Source organism: Xenophilus sp. Marseille-Q4582 (genome assembly GCF_916700565.1).
Lineage (GTDB): Bacteria > Pseudomonadota > Gammaproteobacteria > Burkholderiales > Burkholderiaceae_C > Xenophilus.
Window position 1 is genome coordinate 1,128,044 of sequence record NZ_CAKAKO010000001.1, and the last position, 22,776, is coordinate 1,150,819.

A 22,776-nucleotide genomic window follows, 5' to 3' on the forward strand; every position below is an offset into this window, starting at 1 on the left:
GCTGCATTCATGCCGGGCTGGCAGGCTGCGCCGCCGGGCTCTATTCCTCTCTTTTTTGTCGATCCGCGCGCGCATGCAGGCCACCCGACCTTCCTCCCTCAAGTCCGCCATGGCCATCAGCCTGCTGGCACTGGCCGCCTTGCTGCTGTGGGACGCCAGCGGCGCCGACGCGGCCCTGGCGCGCCTGGCCGGCACGCCCGCGGGATTCCCCTGGCGCAGCGCGCCGGTGCTGGCCGTGTGGATGCACGACGGTGGCAAGGCCCTCGGCTGGGCGCTGGTGGCGGCCCTGCTGCTGGCCGTGCGCTGGCCCGTGGGCGCGCTGCGCCGCCTGCCGCGCGCGCAGCGCTGGCAGCTGGCGCTCGGGCCGGTGCTGGCGGTCGCCGCCGTCACGCTGCTCAAGCAGCACAGCCAGACCAGTTGCCCCTGGGATCTGCAGGCCTTCGGCGGCAGCGCCGCCTGGGTGTCGCACTGGCAGTGGGGCGTGGGCGACGGGGGACCGGGCCACTGCTTCCCCGCCGGGCATGCTTCGACGGCCTTCTGTTTCCTGGGCGGCTGGTTCGTGCTGCGCGACGCGGCGCCGCGCGCCGCCTGGGCCTGGCTGGGCGCGGCGGCCGCTGCCGGGCTGGTGCTGGGCCTGGGCCAGCAATGGCGCGGCGCGCATTTCATGAGCCACACCCTGTGGTCGGCCTGGATCTGCTGGATGGTCGGGCTGGGGCTGGAGGGGCTGGCGCGCGCGTCCCGGGGCCGGCGCGCGTGCCGCGCAGCCGTCCCCTCGCGAAGCTGAACGCAAGCTGAGCGGGCGGTTCAGGCTCGCTTCACCGCCCCGGCCGATGCTGCCGGCATGCACACATCCCGCACCGCCTTCCACCCGGCCGCTGAAGCGGCGCCTGCCATGCGCGCCTCCCACCGGCCCTGGCTGCCCCTGCTGCGCGCGCGTTCGGCGGGCGCCATCGCCGTCGGGCTGGCGCTGTACCTCACGCTGGCCGCCAATGTGGCGCTGTGGCAGGCGTTGGCCGAAGGCGGGCGCGCGCCCAGCGTGTACCTGCCGCGCATGCTCGGCATGGGCGCCTGGCTGTTCTTCGGCCTGATCGCGCTGCTGTCCTTCTTCGCCTGGCCGCGCGTCATCAAGCCGGCCGGCCTGGTTCTGGTGCTGCTGGCGGGCGGGGTGCAGCACTACATGCTGGGCTATCACATGGTCATGGACCCGTCGATGGCCGCCAACGTGCTGCAGACCGACATGCACGAGACGCGCGACCTGCTGGGCTGGACCCTGCTGCGCGACGTGGGCCTGCTGCTGCTGCCGGCCGCGCTGTGGCTGTGGCGGCAGCCGGTGCGCGCGCAGTCGGCGGCGCGCCGCCTGGGCGGCAACGCCCTGCTGCTGGTCGGCGCGCTGGCATTGGCGGTGGCGGGGTCGCTGCTGTTCGCGCGCCAGCTGGCGCCGCTGATGCGCAACGAGCCGCAGCTGCGCTACATGATGAACCCGCTCGCCAGCCTCTATTCCACCGGCATGGCCGCGCTGCGCCCGCACCTGCAGCGCAGCACGCAGCGCGTGGCCATCAGCGGCGACGCGCACCTGCTGGCACCGGCCGGCGGCGCCGGCCGGCCGCCGCTGCTGGTGCTGGTCGTCGGCGAGACGGCGCGCGCCGACCATTTCGCGCTCAACGGCTATGCGCGCGACACCACGACCGAGCTGGCCCGCCTGGGCGTGATGAGCTGGCCGCACGCCACCTCCTGCGGCACCAGCACGCTCGCTTCGGTGCCGTGCATGTTCTCGCACCTGGGCCGCACGGCCTTCGAGGCCCGCGGCAGCGAGTACGAGAACCTGCTGGACGTGCTGCAGGCGGCCGGGCTGGCCGTGCTGTGGGTCGACAACCAGGCCGGCTGCAAGGGCGTGTGCGCGCGCGTGCCCACGGCCGCCGCCAACGACGCCGCCCAGCAGGGGCGCTACCCGGCGCTGTGCCGGGACGGCGAATGCCTGGACGAGGTGATGCTCGAAGGCCTGGACGCGCGCGTGGCCGCGCTGCCGCCGGAGCGCAGGGCGCGCGGCGTGGTGCTGGTGATGCACCAGATGGGCAGCCACGGCCCGGCCTATGCCCGGCGATCGAGCGCCGCGCTCAAGCGCTTCGGCCCCGAATGCACGCGCACCACGCTGTCGGACTGCAGCCACGCCGAACTGGTCAACGCCTACGACAACAGCATCGCCTACACCGACCATTTCCTAGGCCGCACGATCGGCTGGCTGCAGCAGCAGGCCGCGCGTTTCGACACCGGCCTGCTCTACATGAGCGACCATGGCGAATCGCTGGGCGAGTACGGCCTGTACCTGCATGGCATGCCCTACGCGCTGGCGCCCGAGGTGCAGAAGCACGTGCCGCTCGTGGCCTGGCTCGGCGGCGGCCTGGGCCGCCATGCCGGCATCGACGAGGGCTGCGCGCGCGCGGGCACGCAGGCCGCCGTCTCGCACGACAACCTGTATCCGACGGTGCTGGGCCTGATGGGCGTGGGCTCGTCCACCTACCAGCGCACGCTGGACCTGTTCGCGCCTTGCCGGCGCAGCGGCACGGCCGTGGCGCAGGCGCCCGCGGCGGCGCCCTGAAGCGCCGCCACCGCGCGCCGCGCGCTCACTTCTTCTCGCGCGGCACGCGGCCCATCAGGTAGAACTCGGGATTGGGCAGCATGCCCGCGAAGCTGGCCATGCGGTTGGACAGGCCGAAGAAGGCCGTGATGGCGGCGATGTCCCAGATGTCCTCGTCGTCGAAGCCATGGGCATGCAGCGGCGCGAAGTCGGCATCGCCGAGCTCGTGCGACTGGTTGCAGACCTTCATCGCGAACTCGAGCATGGCGCGCTGGCGCGGCGGGATGTCGGCCTTGCGCCAGTTGACGGCCACCTGGTCGGCCACCAGCGGCTTTTTCTCGTAGATGCGCAGCAGCGCGCCGTGCGCCACCACGCAGTACAGGCACTGGTTGGCCGCGCTGGTCGCGGTGACGATCATCTCGCGGTCGCCCTTGGTCAGCGAGCTGCTGCGGCCCACGCTTTCCGGGTCCATCAGCGCATCGTGGTAGGCGAAGAAGGCCCGCCATTCCGCCGGCCGGCGCGCGAAGGCCAGGAAGACGTTGGGCACGAAACCGGCTTTCTCCTGCACTTCGAGCACCTTGGCGCGGATGTCGTCGGGCAGGTCGGCCAGCGTGGGGGCAGGGTAGCGAGGGCTCATGGCGGGTGTGTCTCCAGGTGTGAGCAGCCATGATAGGCAGAGCCGGCTGACAGCGGTGTCGCCCTTGGCTGACAGGCGGCGCGCGCGGCCCCAGGCAAGCTGCCGCCCATGTTTGCGATACCGGACAGGATCCGGCTTGGGTGGCGGTCAGGCTTGTACGCCCTGTGTGCCGTGTGGGCCCTGATGGGCGGCGCGGCGGCCCGCGCCGAAGACCCGAAGCTGCCGTTGTCCCATGACGAGGACGCCGGTCGCACGATCTACATCCAGCCGCGCCTGTCGCCCACCGAGGATTCGATGCACAGCCACGGCGCCACCGTCGGCGTGCAGAACAAGGACGGGCGCGGCGCTTACATCGGCACCGACACCTCGACCGAGCGGCCCAAGTACTCCGTGGGCGGCGAAAGCGGGGGCGACCTCTCCTTCTCCGCAGGCGTCGAGTCGGACGGCAAGGACAACCACGGCGTGAAGGCCGGCGTGAAGATCCGCTACTGAGGCAGCCGCGCCGGTCGTTCGCAGCCCCTTCGCGTCACGATCCGGGCGATGGCGGCAGGTCTGGCGCAAGGGTTGCAGGCGGCTCGTGCGGCAGCACGGCCAGATCGCTCTCGTCCTTGAGTTCCACGCCACTCAGCCCCCGGCGCAGCGACTCGCGCACCAGCCAGGCCAGCTTGAACGCCGCCGCCGCGTACGACAGACCTTGCGGCCGCACGTTGGAGATGCAGTTGCGCTGGGCATCGTGGCGGCCGCGTCGCGGGCCATGCGTGAGGTAGATGCCCAGGCTGTCGGGCGAAGACAGGCCCGGGCGTTCGCCGATCAGGATGGCGGCCAGGCGTGCGCCGAGCGCTTCGCCGATCTCGTCGGCCAGCGCCACGCGCGCCTGCATGGCGATGACCACGGGCGCCAGCCGCAGCCCGGCCGGCAGCAGCGGGCGCAGGGCCGCGAGCAGCGGCACGGCATGGCGGGCCACGGCCAGCGAGGACAGGCCGTCGCCGATGACCAGGCACAGATCGCAGCCCGCGCCGGCTTCGGCGCGCAGGCGCTGCGCGTCGCCGGCATCGAGCGTGCGGCCCAGGTCGGGCCGGCGCAGGTAGGTGGCGCGGTCGCCGGCGCCGCTGCGCACCGTGCGGCTCTGCCAGCCCTCGGACTGCAGCGCTTGGGCGAGCGCTTCGGTGTCGAGCGCGGCATGGATGGCATCGCGCGCCATCGCATGGGCCCAGCCGAAGCGCAGCGTCTCGTCCGTCGGCAGGCCCTGGCCGGCGCGGCCCAGCGCCAGGCGCGCGGGCGTGGCGGCGCGCCAGTCCTGCCAGAAGTCCTCGGTCACGCCGGTCGATGCTGTGCTCACGGGCTTTCCCTCCGGCCTGCGGTCCGCATCGCCCCGCCGCGGCGCTCCGGCTGGCCATCGTGCCGGGCGGCGCTCATGCCTGCGCCTCCAGCGCAGTGAGCCCGTCCAGGCCCGGCAGCAAGCCGGGCGCGGACTGCGGCAGCAGCCGGCCATCGCCATCGACCAGGCGCATGCGCGCGAGCCAGGCCTCGAACTCGGGCGCGCGCTTCAGGCCCAGGGTCTCGCGCACGAACAGCGCGTCGTGGAAGGAGGTGCTCTGGTAGTTCAGCATCACGTCGTCCGCGCCCGGCACGCCGATCACGAAGTTCACGCCGGCGGCGGCCAGCAGCACGAGCAGCGTGTCCATGTCGTCCTGGTCGGCCTCGGCATGGTTGGTGTAGCAGACGTCCACGCCCAGCGGCAGGCCCAGCAGCTTGCCGCAGAAGTGATCCTCCAGGCCGGCGCGGATGATCTGCTTGCCGTCGTAGAGGTACTCCGGGCCGATGAAGCCGACCACGGTGTTGACCAGCAGCGGCCGGTAGCGCCGCGCCAGCGCATAGGCGCGCGCCTCGCAGGTCTGCTGGTCCACGCCGTGGTGGGCACCGGCAGACAGTGCGCTGCCCTGGCCGGTCTCGAAGTACATGACGTTGTCGCCCAGCGTGCCGCGCCCGAGCGCGCGCGCGGCGGCGCAGGCCTCATCCAGCAGTTCGGGCGTGACACCGAAGGACAGGTTGGCCTTTTCGGTGCCGGCGATGGACTGGAACACCAGGTCCACCGGCGCGCCGGCTTCCATGAGCCGCAGCGTGTGGGTCACGTGCGTGAGCACGCAGCTTTGCGTCGGGATCTGGAAGCGCGTGATGACCTCGTCGAGCAGCTCCTGCAGCCGCCTCAGCACAGGCAGGCTGTCGGAGGCCGGGTTCAGGCCGATCACGGCGTCGCCCGCGCCGTAGAGCAGGCCGTCGAGCGTCGAGGCCGCGACGCCGCGCGGGTCGTCCGTCGGGTGGTTGGGCTGCAGCCGCACGGCCATTCGCCCGGGCAGGCCGAGGGTGTTGCGAAAGCGCGTGACCACGCGGCACTTGCGCGCCACGGCGATCAGGTCCTGGTTGCGCATGAGTTTGGAGACCGCCGCCACCATCTCGGGCGTGAGGCCGGGCGCCAGCGCGGACAGGGTGTCGCCGTCGGCGGCGTCGGACAGCAGCCAGTTGCGGAATTCGCCCACCGTCAGCGCCGCGACCGGCGCGAAGGCGGCAGCATCGTGGGTGTCGATGATCAGGCGCGTGATGTTGTCGGCTTCGTATGGGACCAGCGCCTCGTTCAGGAACTGCGTGAGCGGCGTGTCGGCCAGCACGTGGCGCGCCGCCATGCGCTGCCGGGCCGTGGCCGCGCCAATGCCGGCCAGTTCGTCGCCCGAGCGCGCCGGGCTGGCGCAGGCCAGGAGCTGGCGCAGGTCGTCGAAGGCGAAGACCTCGTGGGCGAGGGTGGTGCGGTAGCGCATGGTGAGGGGCAGGGCGGCGACCGTTCGGGGGCCCAGCTTAGCGTGTGGCGGCCCGGCGCGCGCGTCGGCGCGCGTGCGCCATCGCATGTAGGCGGCCCTGCGCACCGCGGCCATGGGCCGTGCCCATAATGCGCAGCTTTCACTGTTACGGAACAAGCTCATGCCTTTCGTCTCTCGTTGCACGGCGGCCCTGGCGGGCGCGCTGTGGTTCGCCGGCCTGGCCCATGCCCAGGGCGCCGCCCCCGTCACGCTGCCCAGCGGGCTGGTCTACCAGAGCCTCAAGGAGGGCACGGGGGCCAGCCCCTCGGCCACCGACACCGTGCGCGTGCACTACCGCGGCACCTTCCCCGACAGTGGCAAGGAGTTCGACAGCTCCTATTCGCGCAACGAGCCCACCGAGTTCCCGCTGAACCGTGTGATCCCCTGCTGGACCGAGGGCGTGCAGAAGATGAAGGTGGGCGGCAAGGCCAGGCTGGTGTGCCCGCCGGGCATCGCCTACGGCGCGCGCGGCGCGGGCGGCGTGATTCCGCCCAACGCCACGCTGAACTTCGAGATCGAACTGCTGGCCGTCAAGGGCCGCTGATCGCGCGGCCTGCCCGCAGCCCTGGCAGGTGCGGCGTGGCTGCGGTGAAGCCGGTGCGCGTGGTGCGCTCCTGGATGGGGCCGGTCCGTCGTGGCGCCCGGCCGTGTCCAGGCGCCGGGCCGGGGTCCAGAAACCTGAGCGCTGACGCGCCCGGGCCGTGCGCGCCACAATGGCCCGATGACCACGAACGCCCCCGCGACCTCCGCCCTCGAAGTCCTGCCCCGCGACCTGTCGGCCTACCGGCAGGGCAATGTGGGCGTGGACTATGTGCACCGCTTCGAATCGGGCCGGCCCGGCCCGCACGTGCTGATCAACGCGCTCACGCATGGCAACGAGATCTGCGGCATGGCGGCGGCCACGCACCTGCTCGACACGGGCGTGCGGCCGCAGATCGGCACGCTCACGGTGAGCTTCGCCAACGTGGCGGCCTACGAGAGCTTCGACATCGAGAAGCCCTTCGAGAGCCGGCAGCTGGTGCACAACATGAACCGCATCTGGTCCGCCGAATGGCTGGACGGCAGCGAGCAGAGTCCTGAGCTGGCGCGTGCCCGGGCCATGCGCGCCGTGGTCGACGCGGCCGACCACATCCTCGACATCCATTCCACCAGCCAGGACGTGGTGCCCTTCTGGGTCTATCCGGCCTATGCGCGCAACGGCGCCGTGGCGCAGGCCCTGGGCCTGCCGCCGGTGCACCTGGTCATGCCGCAGGGCCTGGGCTCGGGCACGCCGCTGATCCAGTACGGCCGCCACGGCAGCGACGGGCCGGGGCCCGGCGTGGCGCTGGTGGTGGAATGCGGCCAGCATTTCCGCCGATCGGCCTCGGACCTGGCCATTGCCGTGACGCTGGACTTCCTGGCCCATTTCGGCCTCGTCGCGCCGCGTGCCGACCGGGCCCCCGTGCAGCCGCAGCGGCGCTTCGAACTGCTGCAGACGCACCTGGTCCACACGAAGGAGTTCCGTTTCGAGCGCCCGCTGGTGGGCTTCGAGACCTTCGCCAAGGACGAACTGATCGCCACCGACGGCGAGCGCCGCATCGTTGCGCCCTGCGACGACTGCACCATCTTCATGCCCACGCGCGAACCCATCGTGGGGCGGGAGGCGGTGTACCTCACACGGCCGCTTTGAGCGCGTGAAGCCGGGCGGGCTGCGCGGGGTCCGGCCCGGGCGGCGCCGGTACCGCTGCGTGCCCGGTCGCGGCGCGAGGCAGCAACCGAGGCTGCCTGGACAAAAGGTCCCAGGGCAATCCGTCCAATTTCCTTGGGACCGCCGGCGGCGTCCAATCGGCCCGGGCACTGCAGATGGGGCCGCCTCGCTGCGAATCCGCCATGGCGGTCGCTGCCGAAGCAGCAGGTTCCGCCCGGCCGCCCTGAAGATCGGCCCCGTCAACCGCTGGAAAGTTCTCAGAAGATGGATTGGGTTCCTGTCGTCCTCATGACGTTCAAAGTGCTCGTGTTCGGCACGTGCATGTTCTTTGCCATCAAGTGGCACCACGACCAAGGAAAGAAGGAGCGGGCCAGAAAGAAGGACCCCGGCAAACCGTAAGCGCCCCGCCCGGCCCTGCACCGGCGTGCAGGCAAGAAAAAGCGCCCCGGAGGGCGCTTGATCCTCTGGCGATCATCTGCCGCCTGGCGCTGACTCGCTCAGGCTCAGGCCGTCTCGTTCAGCGCATCGCCCAGCGCGTTGATCAGCCGGTCGATCTCGGCCTTCTCGGTGATGAAGGGCGGGGCGAGCTGGATGGTGTCGGCGCCGTAGCGCACGTAGAAGCCCTTCTTCCAGCAGGCCATGGCGATCTCGAAAGGCCGCTTGGCGGGCTCGCCCGGCACCGGGTCGATGGTGAGGCCGGCGGCCAGGCCGTAGTTGCGGATGTCCAGCACATGCTTGCTGCCCTTGAGGCTGTGCACGGCGGTCTCGAAGTGCGGGGCCAGCGCCTTCACGCGGCCGGGGCCGTCTTCGGCGATCAGCAGGTCCAGCGCGGCCACGCCGGCGGCGCAGGCCACCGGGTGGGCCGAGTAGGTGTAGCCGTGCGGGAACTCGACCAGGTACTCCGGGCCGCCCGCCTTCATGAAGGTGTCGTAGATTTCCTTCGTCGCCACCACGCCGCCCAGCGGCTGCGCGCCGTTGGTCACCTGCTTGGCGAAGTTCAGGATGTCCGGCACGACGCCGAAGGCCTCGGCACCGGTCATGGCGCCGCAGCGGCCGAAGCCCGTGATGACCTCGTCGAAGATCAGCAGGATGCTGTTCTGCGTGCAGATCTCGCGCAGGCGCTGGAGGTAGCCGGCGGGCGGGATCACGACTCCGGCCGAACCCGAGAAGGGCTCGACGATCACGGCCGCGATGTTGCTCGCGTCATGCAGCGCGATCAGGTCCAGCAGGCGGTTGGCCAGTGCCTCGCCGCCCTCCTGGGGCATGCCACGCACGAAGGAGCCCATGGCCGGTTGCGTGTGCGGCAGGTGGTCGGCCTCCATGCCCTGGCCGAAGGTCTTGCGATTGCCGCCGATGCCGCCGACCGAGATGCCGCCGAAGTTGACGCCGTGGTAGCCCTTCTCGCGGCCGATCAGGCGCGTCTTGCTGGCCTGGCCCTTGGCGCGCCAGTAGGCGCGCGCGAGCTTCAAAGAGGTGTCGGCCGACTCGGAGCCCGAGTCGGTGAAGAACACGTAGTCCAGGCCCTGGGGCATCAGGTCCTTGACCTTGTTGGCCAGTTCGAAGGAGAGCGGGTGGCCGAACTGGAAGGCGGGCGAATAGTCCAGCTTGCCGATCTGGCGCGCCACGGCCTCGCTGATCTCCTGGCGGCCATGGCCCAGGCCCGTGCACCACAGGCCCGACAGCCCATCGAAGATCTTGCGGCCGTCGGCGTCGGTGAAATAGGCGCCTTTGCCCTCGACGACGATGCGCGGATCGGCCTTGAACTGGCGGTTGCCCGTGAAGGGCATCCAGTGGGCTTCGAGCCAGGCGGCGTCGGTGCGCACGGCGGAGGAGGACGAGGCGGGCTGGGCGAGAGTGCTCATGGTCGAAGGAATGGAAAGGACGAAGCCGGATCCGGCGGCGAAGGCCGCATTGTTGCGGCGGCGCTTTAGTCGCGAAAATGATGTTCCATCACATTTCACTTGCCGATCCGTGAAAGTATCGAAGGCCGACGCCCCACCCCTGCGCCACCTCCTGGGCCAGCTCAGCGACATGGACCTGCGCCTGCTGCGCGTGTTCAAGGCCGTGGCCGACTGCGGCGGCATGGCAGCCGCCGAGCTGGAACTGAACATCGGCATTTCCACCATCAGCCGCCATGTGAAGGACCTGGAAACGCGCCTGCGCCTCACGCTGTGCCGGCGCGGACGCGCAGGTTTTGCGCTCACGCCGGACGGCCAGCGCGTGTACGAGCAGACCCAGAGCCTGCTGAGCGCCGTGGACGCCTTCCGCAGCGGCATCGCGGCCATCCACGGCCGGCTGGGCGGCGAGCTGGAACTGGCGCTGTTCGACAAGACGGCCAGCAACCCGCAGGCGCGCATCGGCGAGGCGATCGCGCGCTTCGCCGAGCAGGCGCCCGAGGTGCGCCTGAACGTGCACGTGGCGTCGATCAACGCCATCGAACGCGGCGTGATCGACGGGCATTTCCATGTGGGCGTGATTCCCACGCACCGCAGTTCGAAGAGCCTGGCCTACGCCGACCTGTTCGGCGAGACCATGCAGCTGTATGCCGGCCCCGGCCATGCGCTGTTCGAGGCCGAGCCGCGCGGCATGAGCTGGGCGCAGCTGCGCGCGCACCCCTTCGCGGGGCTGGGCTACCACTCGCCGAACATGCAGCTCGCGCATGCGCGGCAGCTGGCCCGCGCAGCCACGGCCTTCGACCAGGAGGCCATCGCGCTGCTGATCCTGTCGGGGCGCTACCTGGGCTTCCTGCCGGACCATTACGCGGCCAGCTTCGTGGCGGCGGGCCGCATGCGGGCCCTGGCGCCGGCGCGATTGCGCTACGACTGCCGCTTCGCCGCGATCTGGCGGCCCTCGCCCGAGCCCGCGCGCGCGGTGGCGCTGTTCCGCGAATGCCTGGCCCAGGCGCACGCCGGCTGAGGGCTTCGAGGCGGGGCAGGGGAAAAAAGCCGCCTCGGGGGGCGGCAGAAGAGGGCTGGGGGCGGCGCGGAAGGCGAGCCGCCCGGCGGTCCGTTCAGATGCTGCGCAGCGAGCGCGTGATCTCTTCCGCGGCCCACAGCGCCTTGCCCAGCAGCACCTGCGAAGGCAGGGCCAGGCACAGCAGCAGGGCCGAGCCGCCCCCGACGGGCTTGATCAGCAGCTTGCTGGCGCCGCTTTCGACGATCAGCCGCTCGCAGGCCGACTGGTCCACTTCGCGGCTGGCTGCGGCCGCCACGGCGAGCAGCGAACTGGCCATGGCGGCCAGTTGCGCCGGCCGGTAGCGGCTCTGGTGGCTGATGGAGGCCAGCTCGATGCCGTCCACGGTGGCGATCACGCCGGCCGTGAGCTCGAAATGGCTTTCGGTGCAGCGGCGCAGTTCGGCGAGGTAGCGGCCGGCGAGGGCCTGGTGTTCGACGAGCGTGCGCACGGAAGGGGCGAGAGCAGCCATGGTCGGGTTCATTCCGGCAGCAGGGCGGCCAGCAGTTCGAGGGCGTCGAGCAGCTGTTCGCGCTCGCGCACGTCCACCGGCATCACGGGCACCGCGCGCCCGGCGCGCTCGGCCAGGGCCTGCGAGAAACGGTCCAGCACCGGCGCGGTGGCCGGGCGGGCCACCAGCACCACGCTGGCGGCATCGGGCGCGTGGCGCTGCACTTCGTTCAGCGTCTGCTGCGCAAGGTCCAGCGCGCCGGCGTCGTTGGCGTCCACCAGGATGAGCGCGCCGACGGCGAAGCTCAGCAGCCACTGGCGCAGGAAGCCGAAGCGGTCCTGGCCCGGGCTGCCGTAGATGTGCAGCTCTTCGCCGTCTTCCATGCGCACGATGCCGAAGTCGGCGCCCACCGTGGTGGTGGCCTTGTCGTGGCTGAGGCGGTCGAGGTTGGGCACGTCGCAGTCCACCGAGCCTGCGCCGCACAGGGCACGCAGGGCCGTGGTCTTGCCGATGCCCATGGGGCCGAACAGGACGATGCGCGGCGGGCTCATCGCGCGGCGGGGGCGGCGAGGGCGGCCGATCGGCTGCCGCCGATCCAGCGCTTGAGGCGCGACACGAATCCGCGCGAAGCGGCGGTGGTGGCGGTGCGGGGGCGGGTCGGTGCGGCGGCCGAGGGCACTTCGCTCAGCAGTGCGCCGCGCAATTGCAGCTCCGACAGCAGGGAGTCGACCTGCAGGTCGTTCAGGCCGCCGGTCTTCATGATCCAGGGGCGGCTGACGGGCTCGCGGGTCATGGCGGCGAGCACGCGCACGTAGTTGGCGCCGCCGCGGTTGCCACCCAGGAACACCCAGTGCTTGAGGCGGTAGCGCACGTCGCTCTGTGCGGGCAGGGCCACGGTCACGCGGGCGCTCTGCTCGCGGCGGCTCATCACGCGCACGGCGGCCAGGTCCAGCACATCCATCAGCGCCGTCACCCGGAAGTCGCGCTCCAGGCGCAGCAGGTTCACGTCGGCATGCGGCAGCGGCGTGTCGCTGATGTAGATCGGAACGCTGCGGTCGTCGTCGGCGCCCAGCCGCTCGCGCAGCACCACGTCGGCGCCTGGGCCGTCCACCACTTCCCAGGCCACGATGCTGCGACGCGCGGCCACTTCCAGCAGGCTGAGGAAGCGGGCGCGAAGGGTGGCGGGCAACAGGGCCGTGCTGATGAAAACGGTTTTCTTCATGGAATCCCCGGCGAAGAAGGGACGAACGCGCGATCGCGCGCCGATGGTTCGGGATTGTTGCCGGCGGGAAGCGGCCCCGCGTGCGGCGCACCTGCTTTCACGAGAAATTCGCCAGAAAGTACTCATCTTCTGGCGTGGGCATGCAACATCCGGGCGCACCGCCGCGCGGCGCGGGCGTTGCGCACGGCAGCGCCCGCGCTGTTTGACATGCGTCAACGCGCGCCCGCCCGGGAATCCCTAGATTGGGCGCCGTCCCCACCTCTTGCGCCCCTGACGGGCGCCCACCCTCCGTGCCCGCCGAGCTGTACCGCGACGACCACCATGCCTGCTACATGTTTTCCGACCTCATCGACGAGGGCGAGGACGCGGTGCAGGCCAACCAGTTCCTCATCATCGACCACGACCGGGGCGCCATCATTGATCCAGGTGGAAACATCGCTTTCAACGAACTGTTCCTGGGCATGACGCGGCATTTCTCGCCGCAAAAGCTCAGCTACCTGGTGGCCTCGCATGCCGACCCCGACATCATTGCCTCGCTGGACCGCTGGCTCACCTCCACCTCGGCGCAACTGGTGATCTCGCGCGTGTGGGAGCGCTTCGTGCCGCATTTCGCCAAGAGCGGCAAGACGCAGGAGCGCATGATCCCGGTGTCGGACGCGGGCGGGCGCCTGCCGCTGGGCGAGAGCGAGCTGTGGATCCTGCCCGCGCACTTCCTGCATGCCGAGGGCAACTTCCACTTCTACGACCCGGTCAGCCGCATCCTGTTCACGGGCGACCTCGGCGTGTCCATGACCACCGGCGCGCAGGCGCTGCGGCCGGTGCGCGAACTCCAACCGCACCTGCCGCTGATGGAGGGCTTTCACCGCCGCTACATGGTGTCCAACAAGGTGCTGCGGCTGTGGGCGAAGATGGCGCGCCAGCTCGAGATCTCGATGCTCGTGCCGCAGCACGGCGCGCCCATCACCGGCGCGCAGGCCATTGCGGACTTCTTCGACTGGGTTGAGTCGCTGCAATGCGGCATCGACCTGTTCGACCAGTCGAACTACCAGCTGCCGACGGCCGCCATCGGCGCGCTGAGACCCGCGCGGCGCTAGGGCGCGCCTGCTGCAGGGAGGCGACAGGCTCAGTCGCTCAGGCGGATCTTGCCGGCCTGGAGGTACTGCTCGTACTGCAGGCGCGGCAGGGCGGCGGAGCCGACCACGCCTTCCTCGGCTTCCCAGCCCAGCGTGACGCTGTCCTCGGCTTCGTCCAGCTCGACCGGCCCCTCGGGGATGGTGATGGGCACGCCGTCGCCGGGCGTGAAAGTGACGTGGCCGTGGATGGTGGCTTTGCGTACGGTCATCGGGGTCCTCCCGCAGGGATTGAAGTGCGGCCGGCCGGGCCATCCGGTGAATGCCGCCGCCGCAGCGCCATTGCAGCCCAGGCCCGCCCCGGCGCCTGTCGGACGGCGGCGCTGCGCATGTCGCTTTTTTGCCGGCCCTGCGGCGGCGCGCTCAGGGCCGTTCCAGCCGGTCGCCCGCCGGCGGCACGCCGAGCAGGGCGCGGCCGTCGGGCGAGGGCACGAACTGCGGGCCGCTGGGCGGGGGGGGCGCGCCGGGCGGCGCCATCACTTCGGCACGGCCGTCGGCGGACGTCCGGGGCACCAGGGGCGGCGGGGAGCCGCCGCTTGCGCGGTCCAGCTGCCGGCCCGCGTCGCGGATGCAGGCCTGGCGTTGCGGCGCCGGCAGTCCGGCGCGGTTGCACAGACTCACCTGCTCGTCGAAGCGCTGCTGCGCCAGGCTGGGCTGGGCGCCGGCCGCCGCGGCCCAGAGCAGCAGGGCCGCGCCGGTGCCGGGCACGGCCCAGCCCCTGCGCCGCGCCGCAGAAGGACGCTCACGCTGGCGCGCACCCCGGGTGCTGGCGCATAGGGAAGGAGTCATCGGTGTTCCCCGAAGGGGCTTCGGCCCCACGCCCGCATCCTGGGTGCGGCGCCGCGACCCGCCTGTGCGGCATCGGCCGCAGCGCTCGTAGGCGCAAGGCGCCGCCGCGGGCCCGGCCTGCTGGCGCGGCCCTCAGCGCGCGCTCGGCGCCACCCAGCCATCCATCACGCCGGGCATCGCGTGCTGGCGCATCAGCTCGACGAAGCGCCGCAGCCGCGCGGGGTACTGCTGCGCATAGGGGTAGACCAGGTGCACCGGCAGCGGCGGCGCCTGCCATTGCGGCACCAGGTGCAGCAGCCGGCCGGCGGCCAGGTCTTCCTGCACCAGCCAGGCCGAGAACACGCCCACGCCCAGCCCCTGCAGGGCGGCGGTGCGCAGCGGATAGAGGCTGTCGCTGGACAGGCGCGGGCGCAGCTGCAGCGCGCACAGCTCGCCCGTGGTGCCGTGCTGCAGCGTGATCTGGTGGCGGTAATAGGTCTGGAAGGCCAGCCAGGGCAGGGCGCCCAGCTCCCGCGCATGGCGCGGCGCCGCGCCATCGGACAGCAACGCGGGCGCGGCCACCACGATGCGCGGCACCTCGGCCAGGCGGATCGCCACCACGGCCGGGTCGCTCACCTCGCCGACCTGGATCGCGCAGTCGACGCCCTGGCCCACGAAGTCGGGCGGCTGGTCGCGCAGCAGCCATTCCACGTCCACGGCCGTGTGCGTGCGCAGGAACTCGACCAGCGGGCCGACCAGCTGCGTCTGGCCGAAGGCATGCGGCACCACCACGCGCAGCAGGCCGCTGGCCGATTGCGCCGTGTCGCCCAGGTCGGCCGCCAGCGCCTGCCAGTCGGCGATGAGCGTCTTGGCCCGCGCATAGCAGCGCGCGCCGTCCTCGGTCAGGCGCATGCCGTGGGTGGAGCGCTGCAGCAGGCGCACGCCCAGCATGCGCTCCAGCGCCTGCAGGCGCCGGCTCACCGTGGGCTGGGTGGACAGCATCTGCGCCGCCGCGGCCGACAGGCTGCCCGCATCCACGATGCGCACGAAGGTCTGCATCAACTCCAGCCGGTCGGCGGGCGCGCCGGGGGGCAGGCGGGCCGGGGTGGTCGGCGCTTCTTTCATGCGTCAAGCGTATAGCAAATGTGCGAACCAGGCCACTACCAGCGGGATCAAGGGGTCGGCACACTGCCGTCGATCTGTGATTGCAAGGGTAAATACCATGTCAAACATTCATATGGCGCATGAAACGGCTTTGACCGCCGCGGCGCCGCCGGCGCTCCCGGCCGCCTCCGCCGGCCTTTCGCGTCCGCTGATCCTGCTGCTCGCGGGCGGCGCAGGCCTGTCCGTGGCATCGCTTTACTACGCGCAGCCCATGCTCGGCGAACTGGGGCCGGCGATGGGCGCCTCCGAAAGCAGCGTGGGCCTGGTGCCCATGCTCACGCAGCTGGGCTATGCGCTGGGCATCGCGCTGCTGGCGCCGCTGGGCGACCGCTACGACCGCAAGCGCATCATCCTGGTCAAGGCGGCCGTGCTGGCCGTGGCCCTGCTGGCGGCTGGCGCGGCGCCTTCGCTGGCCGCGCTGCTGGCCGCCAGCCTGGTCATCGGCCTGTCGGCCACGCTGGCGCAGGACATCGTGCCCGCCGCCGCCACGCTGGCGCCCGCCGCGCACCGCGGCAAGGTGGTGGGCATGGTGATGACCGGGCTGCTGCTGGGCATCCTGCTGTCGCGCGTGCTCAGCGGCCTGGTGGCGCAGCAATGGGGCTGGCGCGCCATGTTCGGGCTGGCGGCGCTCAGCATCGCGGGCGTGGGGCTGGCGGCCTGGCGCGGCCTGCCGCGTTTTGCGCCCAGCACGCAGCTGGGCTACGGCGCGCTGCTGGGCTCGCTGCTGCGGCTGTGGACGCAGCATGGCGCGCTGCGCCGCGCCGCCATCGCACAGGGCGTGCTGTCGGTGGGTTTCAGTGCCTTCTGGTCCACTTTGGCGGTGATGCTGCATGCCGCGCCCTTCCACCTGGGCAGCGCGGCGGCCGGCGCCTTCGGGCTGGCCGGCGCGGCCGGTGCGCTGGCCGCCCCGCTGGCCGGCCGCCTGGCCGACCGCCGCGGCACCGATTGGGTGGCGCGCGGCGGCATCGTGCTGGCCTTGCTGAGCTTCGGCGCGATGCTGCTGATGCCCGGCCTGCCCGTGGCCGGCCAGCTGGCGCTGCTGGCGCTCGCCGCCGTCGGCTTCGACCTGGGCGTGCAGGCCACGCTGATCGCGCACCAGACGCAGGTCTATGGCATCGACCCGGCCGCGCGCAGCCGCCTCAATGCGGTGCTGTTCGTGGGCATGTTCATCGGCATGGCGACCGGTGCCGGGCTGGGCGGCCTGCTGTTCGCCCAGGGGGGCTGGCTGGCGGTGACGGCGCTGGCCATGCTGACGGCGCTGCTGGCCCTGGTGGTGCGGCTGCTGCCGGCGCGCCGGGCCTGAGCGCGCAGGGCGCCCACGCCGGCGCAGCGGCCGGCCTGCGAAAGGCCTGCGAAAGGACGGCGAATGGCGAAATGAAGAAGGCCCGCGTCGGCGGGCTTCGCCGCGGGCCGGGCCGTCAGACTCCGTCGTAGGCCGCCTGCAAGCGGGCCAGGTCCAGCCTGGTCATGGTGAACATCGCCTGCATCACCCGCTGCACGCGGGCGGCGTCCGGGTCCTGCAGCATGCGGGTCAGCGCCGTGGGCACGATCTGCCAGGACAGGCCGAAGCGGTCCTTGAGCCAGCCGCACTGGCTTTCGGCGCCGCCTTCGCTCAGTTGCTCCCACAGCCGGTCGACCTCGGCCTGGTCGGCGCAGTCCACCGACAGCGAGATCGCCTCGCTGAACGGGAACTGCGGTCCGCCGTTGAGGGCCAGCAGCGGCTGGTCCTCGATCTCGAAGCGGATCGTGAGCACGCGTCCCTTGTGCTGCGGCACGGCGTCGCCGTAGTACGCGGTCTCCAGCACGCGCGAGCGCCGGAAGATGCGCGTGTAGTGCGCCACGGCTTCCTCCGCCTGGAAGTCGAACCACAGGCAGGGCGTGATCTTGGGCATGGGCTGCATCCCGCCTCAGATCCGCGCGAGCAGCGCGCCCAGCTGGTCGGCGCAGGTGCCCCAGCCTTCGTGGAAGCCCATCTGCTCGTGCGTTGCGCGGTCGGCGGCGCTCCAGTGCAGCGCCCGGGCGGTGTAGCGCGTCTGGCCCTCGCCTTCGGGTTCGAAGGTGACGATGGCGATCATCTTGATGGGCTGCGGGTCGGCGGGCTGCCAGCCGGGCGTGAAGGCGTTGGTGGTCACCAGCTTGCGGTTGGGCACCACTTCGAGGAATACGCCATCGTTCGGGTACTCGTTGCCGTCCGGGTCCTGCATGACGACGAGGGCGCGGCCGCCCGGGCGCAGTTCATGGTCCACCTTCGAGATGCGCCAGGGCTGGGGCACGAACCACTGCGCGAGCAGCGCGGGGTCGGTCCAGGCGCGGTACACCTTCTCGGGCGGCGCGTCGTACACGCGCGTCAGGCTCAGTTCATGGGCGTCGCCCGTGGCGACGTTGCGGCAGGGGTCGTTGGCGGAATCGGTCATGGCAGGTTCCTCGAAGAGGGCGGGCGGAAGAAGGGGGCAGGGCAAGGGAAGGGGGCGCGCTCAGAAGGCGCGGCCGTCCACGCGGTGCACGGGGATCGCATCGAGGTCGATGCCTTCCACGCAGCGCAGGTTGATGGCCACCATCGGCGAGCCGTCGGGCTTGCGGCCCTCAGCGAAGGGATGGATGCCGCACACGGTGCAGAAGCGGTGCGCGATCACGTGGCGGTGGAACAGGTAGCGGCCCATGCGGCTTTCGTCGGCCTCGATGCGCACCTGCGCCTGCGGCACGAACCACAGCAGCGAGCCCTTGCGCTGGCACATGGAGCAGTTGCACGCCATGCCGGACTGCGGCACGCCGTCGACTTCGAAGCGGATCGCGCCGCAATGGCAGCTGCCGCGCTGAACAGGCTGGGCGTTCTCGTTCATGGGTGCGGACTCAGGCCTGGAGAATCATCTGGAAGCCGCCGTAGATCAGCCGCTTGCCATCGAAGGGCATGGGGTTGGCTTCGCTGGACAGGCGCTCGTCCGTCATCAGCTTGGACCAGGCCGCGTCGCGCACCGCCTTGTCGGGCCAGGTGACCCACGAGAACACGACCGCCTCGCTGTCTTCGCGCTTCACGGCCATCGTGAAAGAGGTCAGCTTGCCCTCGGGCACGTCGTCGCCCCAGCATTCCACGGCGCTCAGCGCGCCGTATTCCTTGAACACCTCGGCGGCCTTGCGCGCGTGCGCGAGGTAGGCCTCCTTGTTGGCCACGGGCACGGCGGCCACGAAGCCGTCGACATAGGGAAGGGTCATGCTTGTCTCCTGCGGCGGGTGGGGGAGGAAGAGGCCGCTGCCGCCGCCCGCATCGGCAGCAGCGATTCGATGTGGGCGCGCAGCAACTGCACGCTGCGCTGGGCGATGGCGGCGCTGCCCTGGGCCTTGGCCAGCACGAAGGCGCCCTGCAGCACGGCCTGCGTGTACAGGGCCAGCTCCTCGGGCTCCCAGTCGGCGTTCGGCGCATGGATGGCCTTGGCTTCGGCGATGTCCAGCGCCACGGTGTGCGCGTGGCCTTCGATGCCGGCGCGGCAGGCGTCGCGGATCTGGGGGTGCGTGGCGTAGGCCTCCTGCACCATGGTGCCCAGCAGGCAGGTGAACTCGGCCAGCTCGCCGGCGAGCAGCTGGCCGCGCAGGTCGATGTAGCCGAGCACCCGTTCGCGTGCCGTGGGCAGGCGGTGGTAGTCCGCGCCCGCGAAGAGCGCGCCGGTGCCGTCGGTCCAGTGGTGGGTGGCCATCACGGCCAGGTCTTCCTTGCCCTTGAAATGGTGGAAGAAGCTGCCCTTGGTCACGCCCGCGGCGGCGCAGATCTCGTCCACCGTGGTGGCGTGGTAGCCCTTGGTGCGGATCACCTGCAGGGCGGCGTCGAGCAGGCGCGTGCGGGCCGGCACCGGGGCGGCGGGCACACAAGCGGATTCGTCGGGGGAAGGCGCGGGGGAGGTGGACATGACCATACTGTTCGGTATGGCTGCGGACTATACATACCTTTCGGTATGGATCAAGAGAAAATTTGTGACTCGATCCGGACCGTGGCTTGCGGGCGTGCGCAGGCGCGCGCCGCCCGGCCGCCCTTGCAGCCCACCGCCGGCTTTGCGTCGGCGCGGCGCCGGGCCGCCGCGCGCCGAGGTCCCGCCGGGCCAGGCTTCTGCCGAGGCGCCGCGCCGGCGTCGCGCGGCTCAGGCGCCTTCGCTCAGGACCACGCGGTTGCGCCCACCGGCCTTGGCTGCATAGAGTGCGCGGTCGGCGGCGCCCAGCCAGGCCGACACCGTCCGCCGCGCCGGACCGGCCGTCGCCAGGCCGATGGACACCGTCACCTGCGGCGCCGGGCCGCGGCCGGGCAGCACCAGGGCCGCGACCCGCGCGCGCAGGGTCTCGGCCACGCGGGCGGGCTCGTCGTGCGCGGGCAGGAGCACGGCCATTTCCTCGCCGCCGAAGCGCGCCGCGAAGCCGCCTTCGGCCTCGGCCACGGCGCGCACGGCCGCGGCCACGCGCACCAGGCATTCGTCGCCGGCCGGGTGGCCGTGGCGATCGTTGTATTGCTTGAAATGGTCCACGTCGATCATCAGCAGCGCCGGCGGCGGGCCGGCGGGCGTGCCGGGGCTCTCCAGCGCCTGCAGCAGCCGGGCATCGAGTACGCGGCGGTTCGCCAGGCCCGTGAGCGCGTCATGGCTGGCCAGGTGCGACAGCTGCCGGTTGGCCTGCTCCAGCGCGTCGCGCGCCTGGCGCAGCGCGCCCTCGGCCACGCTGCGGCGGCGCACGGCGCGCACCACGTACGCGCCGGCCCAGCCGACCACCAGGCACAACGCCAGCGTCCACAGGGTCTGCAGCGTGGCGCTCAGGCGCCAGTCGCGCATCACCTCCTCGTGCGCGCGCGCCACCGTCACGTACAGCGGCAGGTTGCGCGCATGCTGGAAGCTCACCAGGCGGTGCTCGCCGTCCAGCGGCGACATCGATTCGAAAGTGCCATGGGCGGTGGCCATGAGCTCGCGGTACGCGGGGCTGGCCGCAATGCTGCGGCCCAGGTCCTGCTCGCGCAGCGGCCAGCGCGTGAGGACCACGCCATCGCGCCGCCACAGCGAAATGGCGCCGCGCCCGCCGACCTGGTAGGCCGCGAGCACGCGCACCAGCCGCTCCACGCCCACGGTGGCCAGCACCACGCCCGCGAAGCGGCCGTAGGCGTCGTTCAGGCGGCGCGACACGGGAATCACCCAGCGCCCTTCGGACGGGCTGCGGATGGGCAGGCCGATGCGCACGCGCTCGCTCGGCGAATCGCGGTGGTGGACGAAGTATTCGCGGTGGGCGCTGTTCGCGTCGGCCGGCGCCTGCGGCTGCGAATGGATGCGCCAGCGGCCCTGCGCGTCGATGACGTAGAGGTTCTCCAACTGTTCCAGTTGCGACACCTCGTGGACCAGATTGGGCTGCAAGGCCTGCAGCGCCTCGGCTTCCAGGTCCAGGCGGTCCAGCGCGAAGCTCAGGCTGCTCAGCACATGCTCGGTCTCGCCGAACAGCGCGTCCATCTGCTGGGCAATGGCGCGCGCCAGGTTCTCGTTGGCCTGGCGGGCCTGCTCCAGCTCCTGCCCGCGCGCGGCCAGCACCACCCAGGCATTGGCGGCCAGCATCACCAGGCACACGAACACCACGAAGGTGCGCGCCAGCCGCACCACGCCGCGGCCCCGCGAAGGGCGCGCGCGGGCCGGGGCGAGGGCGGGAGCAGGCGCGGCCACGGGCCGTTCAGCCCCCGATGAACAGGGCCGGGTCCACCATCGTGCGGTTGAGCATCACGCCCCAGTGCAGGTGCGGCCCGGTCACGCGGCCGGTGGCGCCCACGGCGCAGAAGGGGTCGCCAGCGGCCAGCGTGTCGCCCACCTGGGCGTCGATGCGGCTCAGGTGGCAGTACATGCTCAGCAGCCCGCCGCCGTGGTCCAGCCAGACCGTGCCGCCGTTGAAGAAATAGTCGCCGGTGTCGATCACGCGTGCGGGCAGCGGCGCACGCACGGGCGTGCCGGTGGCGGCGGCGATGTCCATGCCGCTGTGCGGATTGCGCGGCTGGCCGTTGAACACGCGCCGCAGGCCGAAGGAGCTGGAGCGCCGCCCGGGCACGGGCACCTGCATCTGCAGCTCGCCCGCGCGCAGGGCGGCGGAAGGCGCCGTCCAGGCCGCCATCACCTGCGCCTGGTGGTCGCGCTCGCGCTCGTAGCGGGCCTGGTCCTCGGGCGACAGGTCGACGGTGCGCGGCGCCACCTTCAGGTGCTGCTCGCTGTAGCGCTTGGGCGCGATGCGGTAGGCCAGGCGGCGGTCGCCGGTTTGCACGCTGGCGTCGCCCGGCGCGGCGGCCAGCGGGATGCCGACCAGCGCGGTCCATTCGATGGCGTCGCCGACCACCAGCACGGGCACGTCGGCGCCGTTGACGCGCGTGCGCACCTCGGGCGGCTGGGCGGCCGGGCCGAGCGACAGGCGCGCCACGCCGCCCGGCACGGCGGAATGGGCGGGCCACAGCGCGGGCGGCGGCGGCGCGGTACGGGGGGCGGCTTTCTGCGCGGCAAGCACGGGCGGTGCCGCCAGCATGGCGGCCAGGCCCAGCAGGCAGCGGCGGCGATCAAGAAGGGGCAAGGGGCTGGAGGACTTCATGGGCGCAGCCATTCTGCCCGCGCCGCCCGGCCTGTCCCGTCGGCCTGGGGCGCATCCGCCGGCAGGCGCCGGGGGGCGGGCGGGCATGCCGGGCGCCGCGACTCAGCGGCGCGCGGCGCTGCGGGGCGAAAGGCCCGCCGTGTGAATCACGGGCTGGGCCTGCCACTGGCCCGGCGCCAGCCCTTCCAGCGTGTACGGGCCGATGGCGGCGCGGATCAGCCGCAGCGTGGGATGGCCCACGGCGGCCGTCATGCGCCGCACCTGCCGGTTGCGCCCCTCGCGGATCGCCAGTTCCAGCCAGCAGTCCGGAATGCTCGCCCGCACCCGGATCGGCGGGTCGCGCGGCCAGAGACCCGCGGGCGCCTCGATGCGCCGCACGCGCGCCGGCCGCGTCGGGCCGTCGTTGAGCTGCACCCCCGCGGCGAGCGCGGCCAGCGCCGTCTCGCCGGGCTCGCCCTCCACCTGCACCCAGTACACCTTCTCCATCTTGAAGCGGGGATCGGCGATGCGCGCCTGCAGTGCGCCGTCGCTGGTCAGCAGCAGCAGGCCTTCGCTGTCCGCATCAAGCCGCCCGGCCACGTACACGCCGGGCAGGTCGATCCAGTCCTTGAGCCCGCGCCAGCGCCCCTCGGGCGTGAACTGGCTGAGCACGCCGTAGGGCTTGTGGAAGCGGATCAGGCGGGGCGTTTGCAGAGTCATGGGAGAGGGGGCTTGCCGCCTGGCGCCGGGTGCCGCGTCCGTCTGCCTCCGCCTGGGCCC

26 protein-coding genes are annotated in these 22,776 nt (G+C 72.0%); 8 read left to right on the forward strand and 18 right to left on the reverse strand.

Translation table 11 applies throughout. From position 1 onward, the window contains the following. Positions 1-73 precede the first annotated feature (73 nt). Together LG388_RS05210 and LG388_RS05215 are read left to right on the forward strand one after the other, a co-directional pair. Positions 74-784: a phosphatase PAP2 family protein gene (locus tag LG388_RS05210; protein WP_225781750.1), complete on the forward strand. Its 711-nt coding sequence runs from the start codon at positions 74-76 to the stop codon at positions 782-784. A 57-nt stretch (positions 785-841) separates the two neighbouring features. Beyond that, complete coding sequence (locus LG388_RS05215; protein WP_225781751.1) at positions 842-2,596, forward strand: phosphoethanolamine transferase; 1,755 nt, start codon at positions 842-844, stop codon at positions 2,594-2,596. Between the two features lie 25 nt (positions 2,597-2,621). Here the strand turns inward: LG388_RS05215 and LG388_RS05220 are convergent, their stop codons facing one another. Beyond that, the gene (locus LG388_RS05220) at positions 2,622-3,212 is read right to left on the reverse strand and encodes a peroxidase-related enzyme (RefSeq protein ID WP_225781752.1); all 591 of its coding nucleotides are present in this window, start codon (positions 3,210-3,212) and stop codon (positions 2,622-2,624) included. A 153-nt stretch (positions 3,213-3,365) separates the two neighbouring features. Between LG388_RS05220 and LG388_RS05225 the strand changes: the two genes are divergently transcribed. Continuing rightward, positions 3,366-3,704: a hypothetical protein gene (locus LG388_RS05225; protein ID WP_225781753.1), complete on the forward strand. Its 339-nt coding sequence runs from the start codon at positions 3,366-3,368 to the stop codon at positions 3,702-3,704. Positions 3,705-3,738: 34 nt separating this feature from the next. Here LG388_RS05225 and eutC read toward each other — a convergent pair whose 3' ends face one another. Next, positions 3,739-4,551 (reverse strand): ethanolamine ammonia-lyase subunit EutC, encoded by an 813-nt coding sequence (eutC, locus tag LG388_RS05230; RefSeq protein WP_225781754.1) that lies wholly within the window; start codon positions 4,549-4,551, stop codon positions 3,739-3,741. A gap of 73 nt (positions 4,552-4,624) precedes the next feature. Then, positions 4,625-6,025: an ethanolamine ammonia-lyase subunit EutB gene (locus LG388_RS05235; RefSeq protein WP_225781755.1), complete on the reverse strand. Its 1,401-nt coding sequence runs from the start codon at positions 6,023-6,025 to the stop codon at positions 4,625-4,627. 160 nt (positions 6,026-6,185) lie between these two features. On the opposite strand from LG388_RS05235, the gene LG388_RS05240 reads away from it, so the two are divergent. Further along, positions 6,186-6,608, forward strand: coding sequence for an FKBP-type peptidyl-prolyl cis-trans isomerase (locus tag LG388_RS05240; protein WP_225781756.1), 423 nt, complete (start codon positions 6,186-6,188; stop codon positions 6,606-6,608). Between the two features lie 177 nt (positions 6,609-6,785). Next, the gene (locus tag LG388_RS05245; protein ID WP_225781757.1) at positions 6,786-7,733 is read left to right on the forward strand and encodes a succinylglutamate desuccinylase/aspartoacylase family protein; all 948 of its coding nucleotides are present in this window, start codon (positions 6,786-6,788) and stop codon (positions 7,731-7,733) included. Positions 7,734-8,254: 521 nt separating this feature from the next. Here the strand turns inward: LG388_RS05245 and LG388_RS05250 are convergent. Beyond that, a complete protein-coding gene (locus LG388_RS05250; RefSeq protein WP_225781758.1) occupies positions 8,255-9,613 on the reverse strand; it encodes an aspartate aminotransferase family protein in 1,359 nt (452 codons plus the stop codon). A gap of 169 nt (positions 9,614-9,782) precedes the next feature. On the opposite strand from LG388_RS05250, the gene LG388_RS05255 reads away from it, so the two are divergent. Further along, entirely contained in the window at positions 9,783-10,667 is an 885-nt protein-coding gene (locus LG388_RS05255; RefSeq protein WP_225781833.1) for a LysR family transcriptional regulator, read from the forward strand. Positions 10,668-10,761: 94 nt separating this feature from the next. Here LG388_RS05255 and LG388_RS05260 read toward each other — a convergent pair whose 3' ends face one another. From LG388_RS05260 to LG388_RS05270, 3 genes are read right to left on the reverse strand one after another with little or no spacing between them, the layout of a single operon-like run. Then, the gene (locus tag LG388_RS05260) at positions 10,762-11,175 is read right to left on the reverse strand and encodes a roadblock/LC7 domain-containing protein (RefSeq protein WP_225781759.1); all 414 of its coding nucleotides are present in this window, start codon (positions 11,173-11,175) and stop codon (positions 10,762-10,764) included. An 8-nt stretch (positions 11,176-11,183) separates the two neighbouring features. Continuing rightward, positions 11,184-11,705: an ATP/GTP-binding protein gene (locus tag LG388_RS05265; protein ID WP_225781760.1), complete on the reverse strand. Its 522-nt coding sequence runs from the start codon at positions 11,703-11,705 to the stop codon at positions 11,184-11,186. After that, entirely contained in the window at positions 11,702-12,376 is a 675-nt protein-coding gene (locus LG388_RS05270; RefSeq protein WP_225781761.1) for a hypothetical protein, read from the reverse strand. Before LG388_RS05270 ends, LG388_RS05265 begins: the two co-directional genes overlap by 4 nt. 290 nt (positions 12,377-12,666) lie before the next feature. On the opposite strand from LG388_RS05270, the gene LG388_RS05275 reads away from it, so the two are divergent. Further along, on the forward strand, positions 12,667-13,470 hold the full coding sequence (locus LG388_RS05275) for an MBL fold metallo-hydrolase (protein ID WP_225781762.1): 804 nt from the start codon (positions 12,667-12,669) through the stop codon (positions 13,468-13,470). A gap of 29 nt (positions 13,471-13,499) precedes the next feature. On the opposite strand, the gene LG388_RS05280 is transcribed toward LG388_RS05275, so the two are convergent. From LG388_RS05280 to LG388_RS05290, 3 genes are all read right to left on the reverse strand, one after another. Continuing rightward, entirely contained in the window at positions 13,500-13,718 is a 219-nt protein-coding gene (locus tag LG388_RS05280; RefSeq protein ID WP_225781763.1) for a hypothetical protein, read from the reverse strand. 151 nt (positions 13,719-13,869) lie between these two features. Then, positions 13,870-14,295, reverse strand: a complete 426-nt coding sequence (locus LG388_RS05285; RefSeq protein ID WP_225781764.1) for a hypothetical protein — start codon at positions 14,293-14,295, stop codon at positions 13,870-13,872. Between the two features lie 132 nt (positions 14,296-14,427). Continuing rightward, on the reverse strand, positions 14,428-15,399 hold the full coding sequence (locus LG388_RS05290) for a LysR family transcriptional regulator (RefSeq protein ID WP_225781765.1): 972 nt from the start codon (positions 15,397-15,399) through the stop codon (positions 14,428-14,430). A 97-nt stretch (positions 15,400-15,496) separates the two neighbouring features. Here LG388_RS05290 and LG388_RS05295 point away from each other — a divergent pair, with 97 nt between their 5' ends. Continuing rightward, positions 15,497-16,741 (forward strand): MFS transporter, encoded by a 1,245-nt coding sequence (locus tag LG388_RS05295; protein WP_370630100.1) that lies wholly within the window; start codon positions 15,497-15,499, stop codon positions 16,739-16,741. A gap of 115 nt (positions 16,742-16,856) precedes the next feature. Here LG388_RS05295 and LG388_RS05300 read toward each other — a convergent pair whose 3' ends face one another. From LG388_RS05300 to LG388_RS05335, 8 genes are all read right to left on the reverse strand, one after another. Continuing rightward, positions 16,857-17,330 carry a VOC family protein gene (locus LG388_RS05300; RefSeq protein WP_225781766.1) on the reverse strand — a complete coding sequence of 158 codons (474 nt, stop codon included), beginning with the start codon at positions 17,328-17,330 and terminating at the stop codon, positions 16,857-16,859. Positions 17,331-17,345: 15 nt separating this feature from the next. Beyond that, positions 17,346-17,852, reverse strand: a complete 507-nt coding sequence (locus LG388_RS05305) for an SRPBCC family protein (protein ID WP_225781767.1) — start codon at positions 17,850-17,852, stop codon at positions 17,346-17,348. A 60-nt stretch (positions 17,853-17,912) separates the two neighbouring features. Further along, positions 17,913-18,278 (reverse strand): GFA family protein, encoded by a 366-nt coding sequence (locus tag LG388_RS05310; RefSeq protein WP_225781768.1) that lies wholly within the window; start codon positions 18,276-18,278, stop codon positions 17,913-17,915. Between the two features lie 10 nt (positions 18,279-18,288). Further along, positions 18,289-18,648 carry a DUF1428 domain-containing protein gene (locus tag LG388_RS05315; protein ID WP_225781769.1) on the reverse strand — a complete coding sequence of 120 codons (360 nt, stop codon included), beginning with the start codon at positions 18,646-18,648 and terminating at the stop codon, positions 18,289-18,291. Then, on the reverse strand, positions 18,645-19,337 hold the full coding sequence (locus LG388_RS05320) for a TetR/AcrR family transcriptional regulator (protein WP_225781770.1): 693 nt from the start codon (positions 19,335-19,337) through the stop codon (positions 18,645-18,647). The genes LG388_RS05315 and LG388_RS05320 overlap by 4 nt, the downstream gene beginning before the upstream one ends. Positions 19,338-19,565: 228 nt before the next feature. Next, positions 19,566-21,113 carry a diguanylate cyclase domain-containing protein gene (locus LG388_RS05325; protein ID WP_225781771.1) on the reverse strand — a complete coding sequence of 516 codons (1,548 nt, stop codon included), beginning with the start codon at positions 21,111-21,113 and terminating at the stop codon, positions 19,566-19,568. Between the two features lie 7 nt (positions 21,114-21,120). Next, positions 21,121-22,017 (reverse strand): peptidoglycan DD-metalloendopeptidase family protein, encoded by an 897-nt coding sequence (locus LG388_RS05330; protein WP_225781772.1) that lies wholly within the window; start codon positions 22,015-22,017, stop codon positions 21,121-21,123. Between the two features lie 102 nt (positions 22,018-22,119). Further along, on the reverse strand, positions 22,120-22,716 hold the full coding sequence (locus LG388_RS05335) for a pseudouridine synthase (protein WP_225781773.1): 597 nt from the start codon (positions 22,714-22,716) through the stop codon (positions 22,120-22,122). Positions 22,717-22,776 lie beyond the last annotated feature (60 nt).

Coding starts and splice junctions, on each gene's coding strand:
- LG388_RS05210 (WP_225781750.1), top strand. CDS start 74: ATGCAGGCCACCCGACCTTCCTCCCTCAAGTCCGCCATGGCCATCAGC.
- LG388_RS05215 (WP_225781751.1), top strand. CDS start 842: ATGCACACATCCCGCACCGCCTTCCACCCGGCCGCTGAAGCGGCGCCT.
- LG388_RS05220 (WP_225781752.1), bottom strand. CDS start 3,212: ATGAGCCCTCGCTACCCTGCCCCCACGCTGGCCGACCTGCCCGACGAC.
- LG388_RS05235 (WP_225781755.1), bottom strand. CDS start 6,025: ATGCGCTACCGCACCACCCTCGCCCACGAGGTCTTCGCCTTCGACGAC.
- LG388_RS05240 (WP_225781756.1), top strand. CDS start 6,186: ATGCCTTTCGTCTCTCGTTGCACGGCGGCCCTGGCGGGCGCGCTGTGG.
- LG388_RS05245 (WP_225781757.1), top strand. CDS start 6,786: ATGACCACGAACGCCCCCGCGACCTCCGCCCTCGAAGTCCTGCCCCGC.
- LG388_RS05250 (WP_225781758.1), bottom strand. CDS start 9,613: ATGAGCACTCTCGCCCAGCCCGCCTCGTCCTCCTCCGCCGTGCGCACC.
- LG388_RS05255 (WP_225781833.1), top strand. CDS start 9,783: ATGGACCTGCGCCTGCTGCGCGTGTTCAAGGCCGTGGCCGACTGCGGC.
- LG388_RS05260 (WP_225781759.1), bottom strand. CDS start 11,175: ATGGCTGCTCTCGCCCCTTCCGTGCGCACGCTCGTCGAACACCAGGCC.
- LG388_RS05265 (WP_225781760.1), bottom strand. CDS start 11,705: ATGAGCCCGCCGCGCATCGTCCTGTTCGGCCCCATGGGCATCGGCAAG.
- LG388_RS05270 (WP_225781761.1), bottom strand. CDS start 12,376: ATGAAGAAAACCGTTTTCATCAGCACGGCCCTGTTGCCCGCCACCCTT.
- LG388_RS05280 (WP_225781763.1), bottom strand. CDS start 13,718: ATGACCGTACGCAAAGCCACCATCCACGGCCACGTCACTTTCACGCCC.
- LG388_RS05285 (WP_225781764.1), bottom strand. CDS start 14,295: ATGACTCCTTCCCTATGCGCCAGCACCCGGGGTGCGCGCCAGCGTGAG.
- LG388_RS05290 (WP_225781765.1), bottom strand. CDS start 15,399: ATGAAAGAAGCGCCGACCACCCCGGCCCGCCTGCCCCCCGGCGCGCCC.
- LG388_RS05295 (WP_370630100.1), top strand. CDS start 15,497: ATGTCAAACATTCATATGGCGCATGAAACGGCTTTGACCGCCGCGGCG.
- LG388_RS05300 (WP_225781766.1), bottom strand. CDS start 17,330: ATGCCCAAGATCACGCCCTGCCTGTGGTTCGACTTCCAGGCGGAGGAA.
- LG388_RS05305 (WP_225781767.1), bottom strand. CDS start 17,852: ATGACCGATTCCGCCAACGACCCCTGCCGCAACGTCGCCACGGGCGAC.
- LG388_RS05310 (WP_225781768.1), bottom strand. CDS start 18,278: ATGAACGAGAACGCCCAGCCTGTTCAGCGCGGCAGCTGCCATTGCGGC.
- LG388_RS05315 (WP_225781769.1), bottom strand. CDS start 18,648: ATGACCCTTCCCTATGTCGACGGCTTCGTGGCCGCCGTGCCCGTGGCC.
- LG388_RS05320 (WP_225781770.1), bottom strand. CDS start 19,337: ATGTCCACCTCCCCCGCGCCTTCCCCCGACGAATCCGCTTGTGTGCCC.
- LG388_RS05330 (WP_225781772.1), bottom strand. CDS start 22,017: ATGAAGTCCTCCAGCCCCTTGCCCCTTCTTGATCGCCGCCGCTGCCTG.
- LG388_RS05335 (WP_225781773.1), bottom strand. CDS start 22,716: ATGACTCTGCAAACGCCCCGCCTGATCCGCTTCCACAAGCCCTACGGC.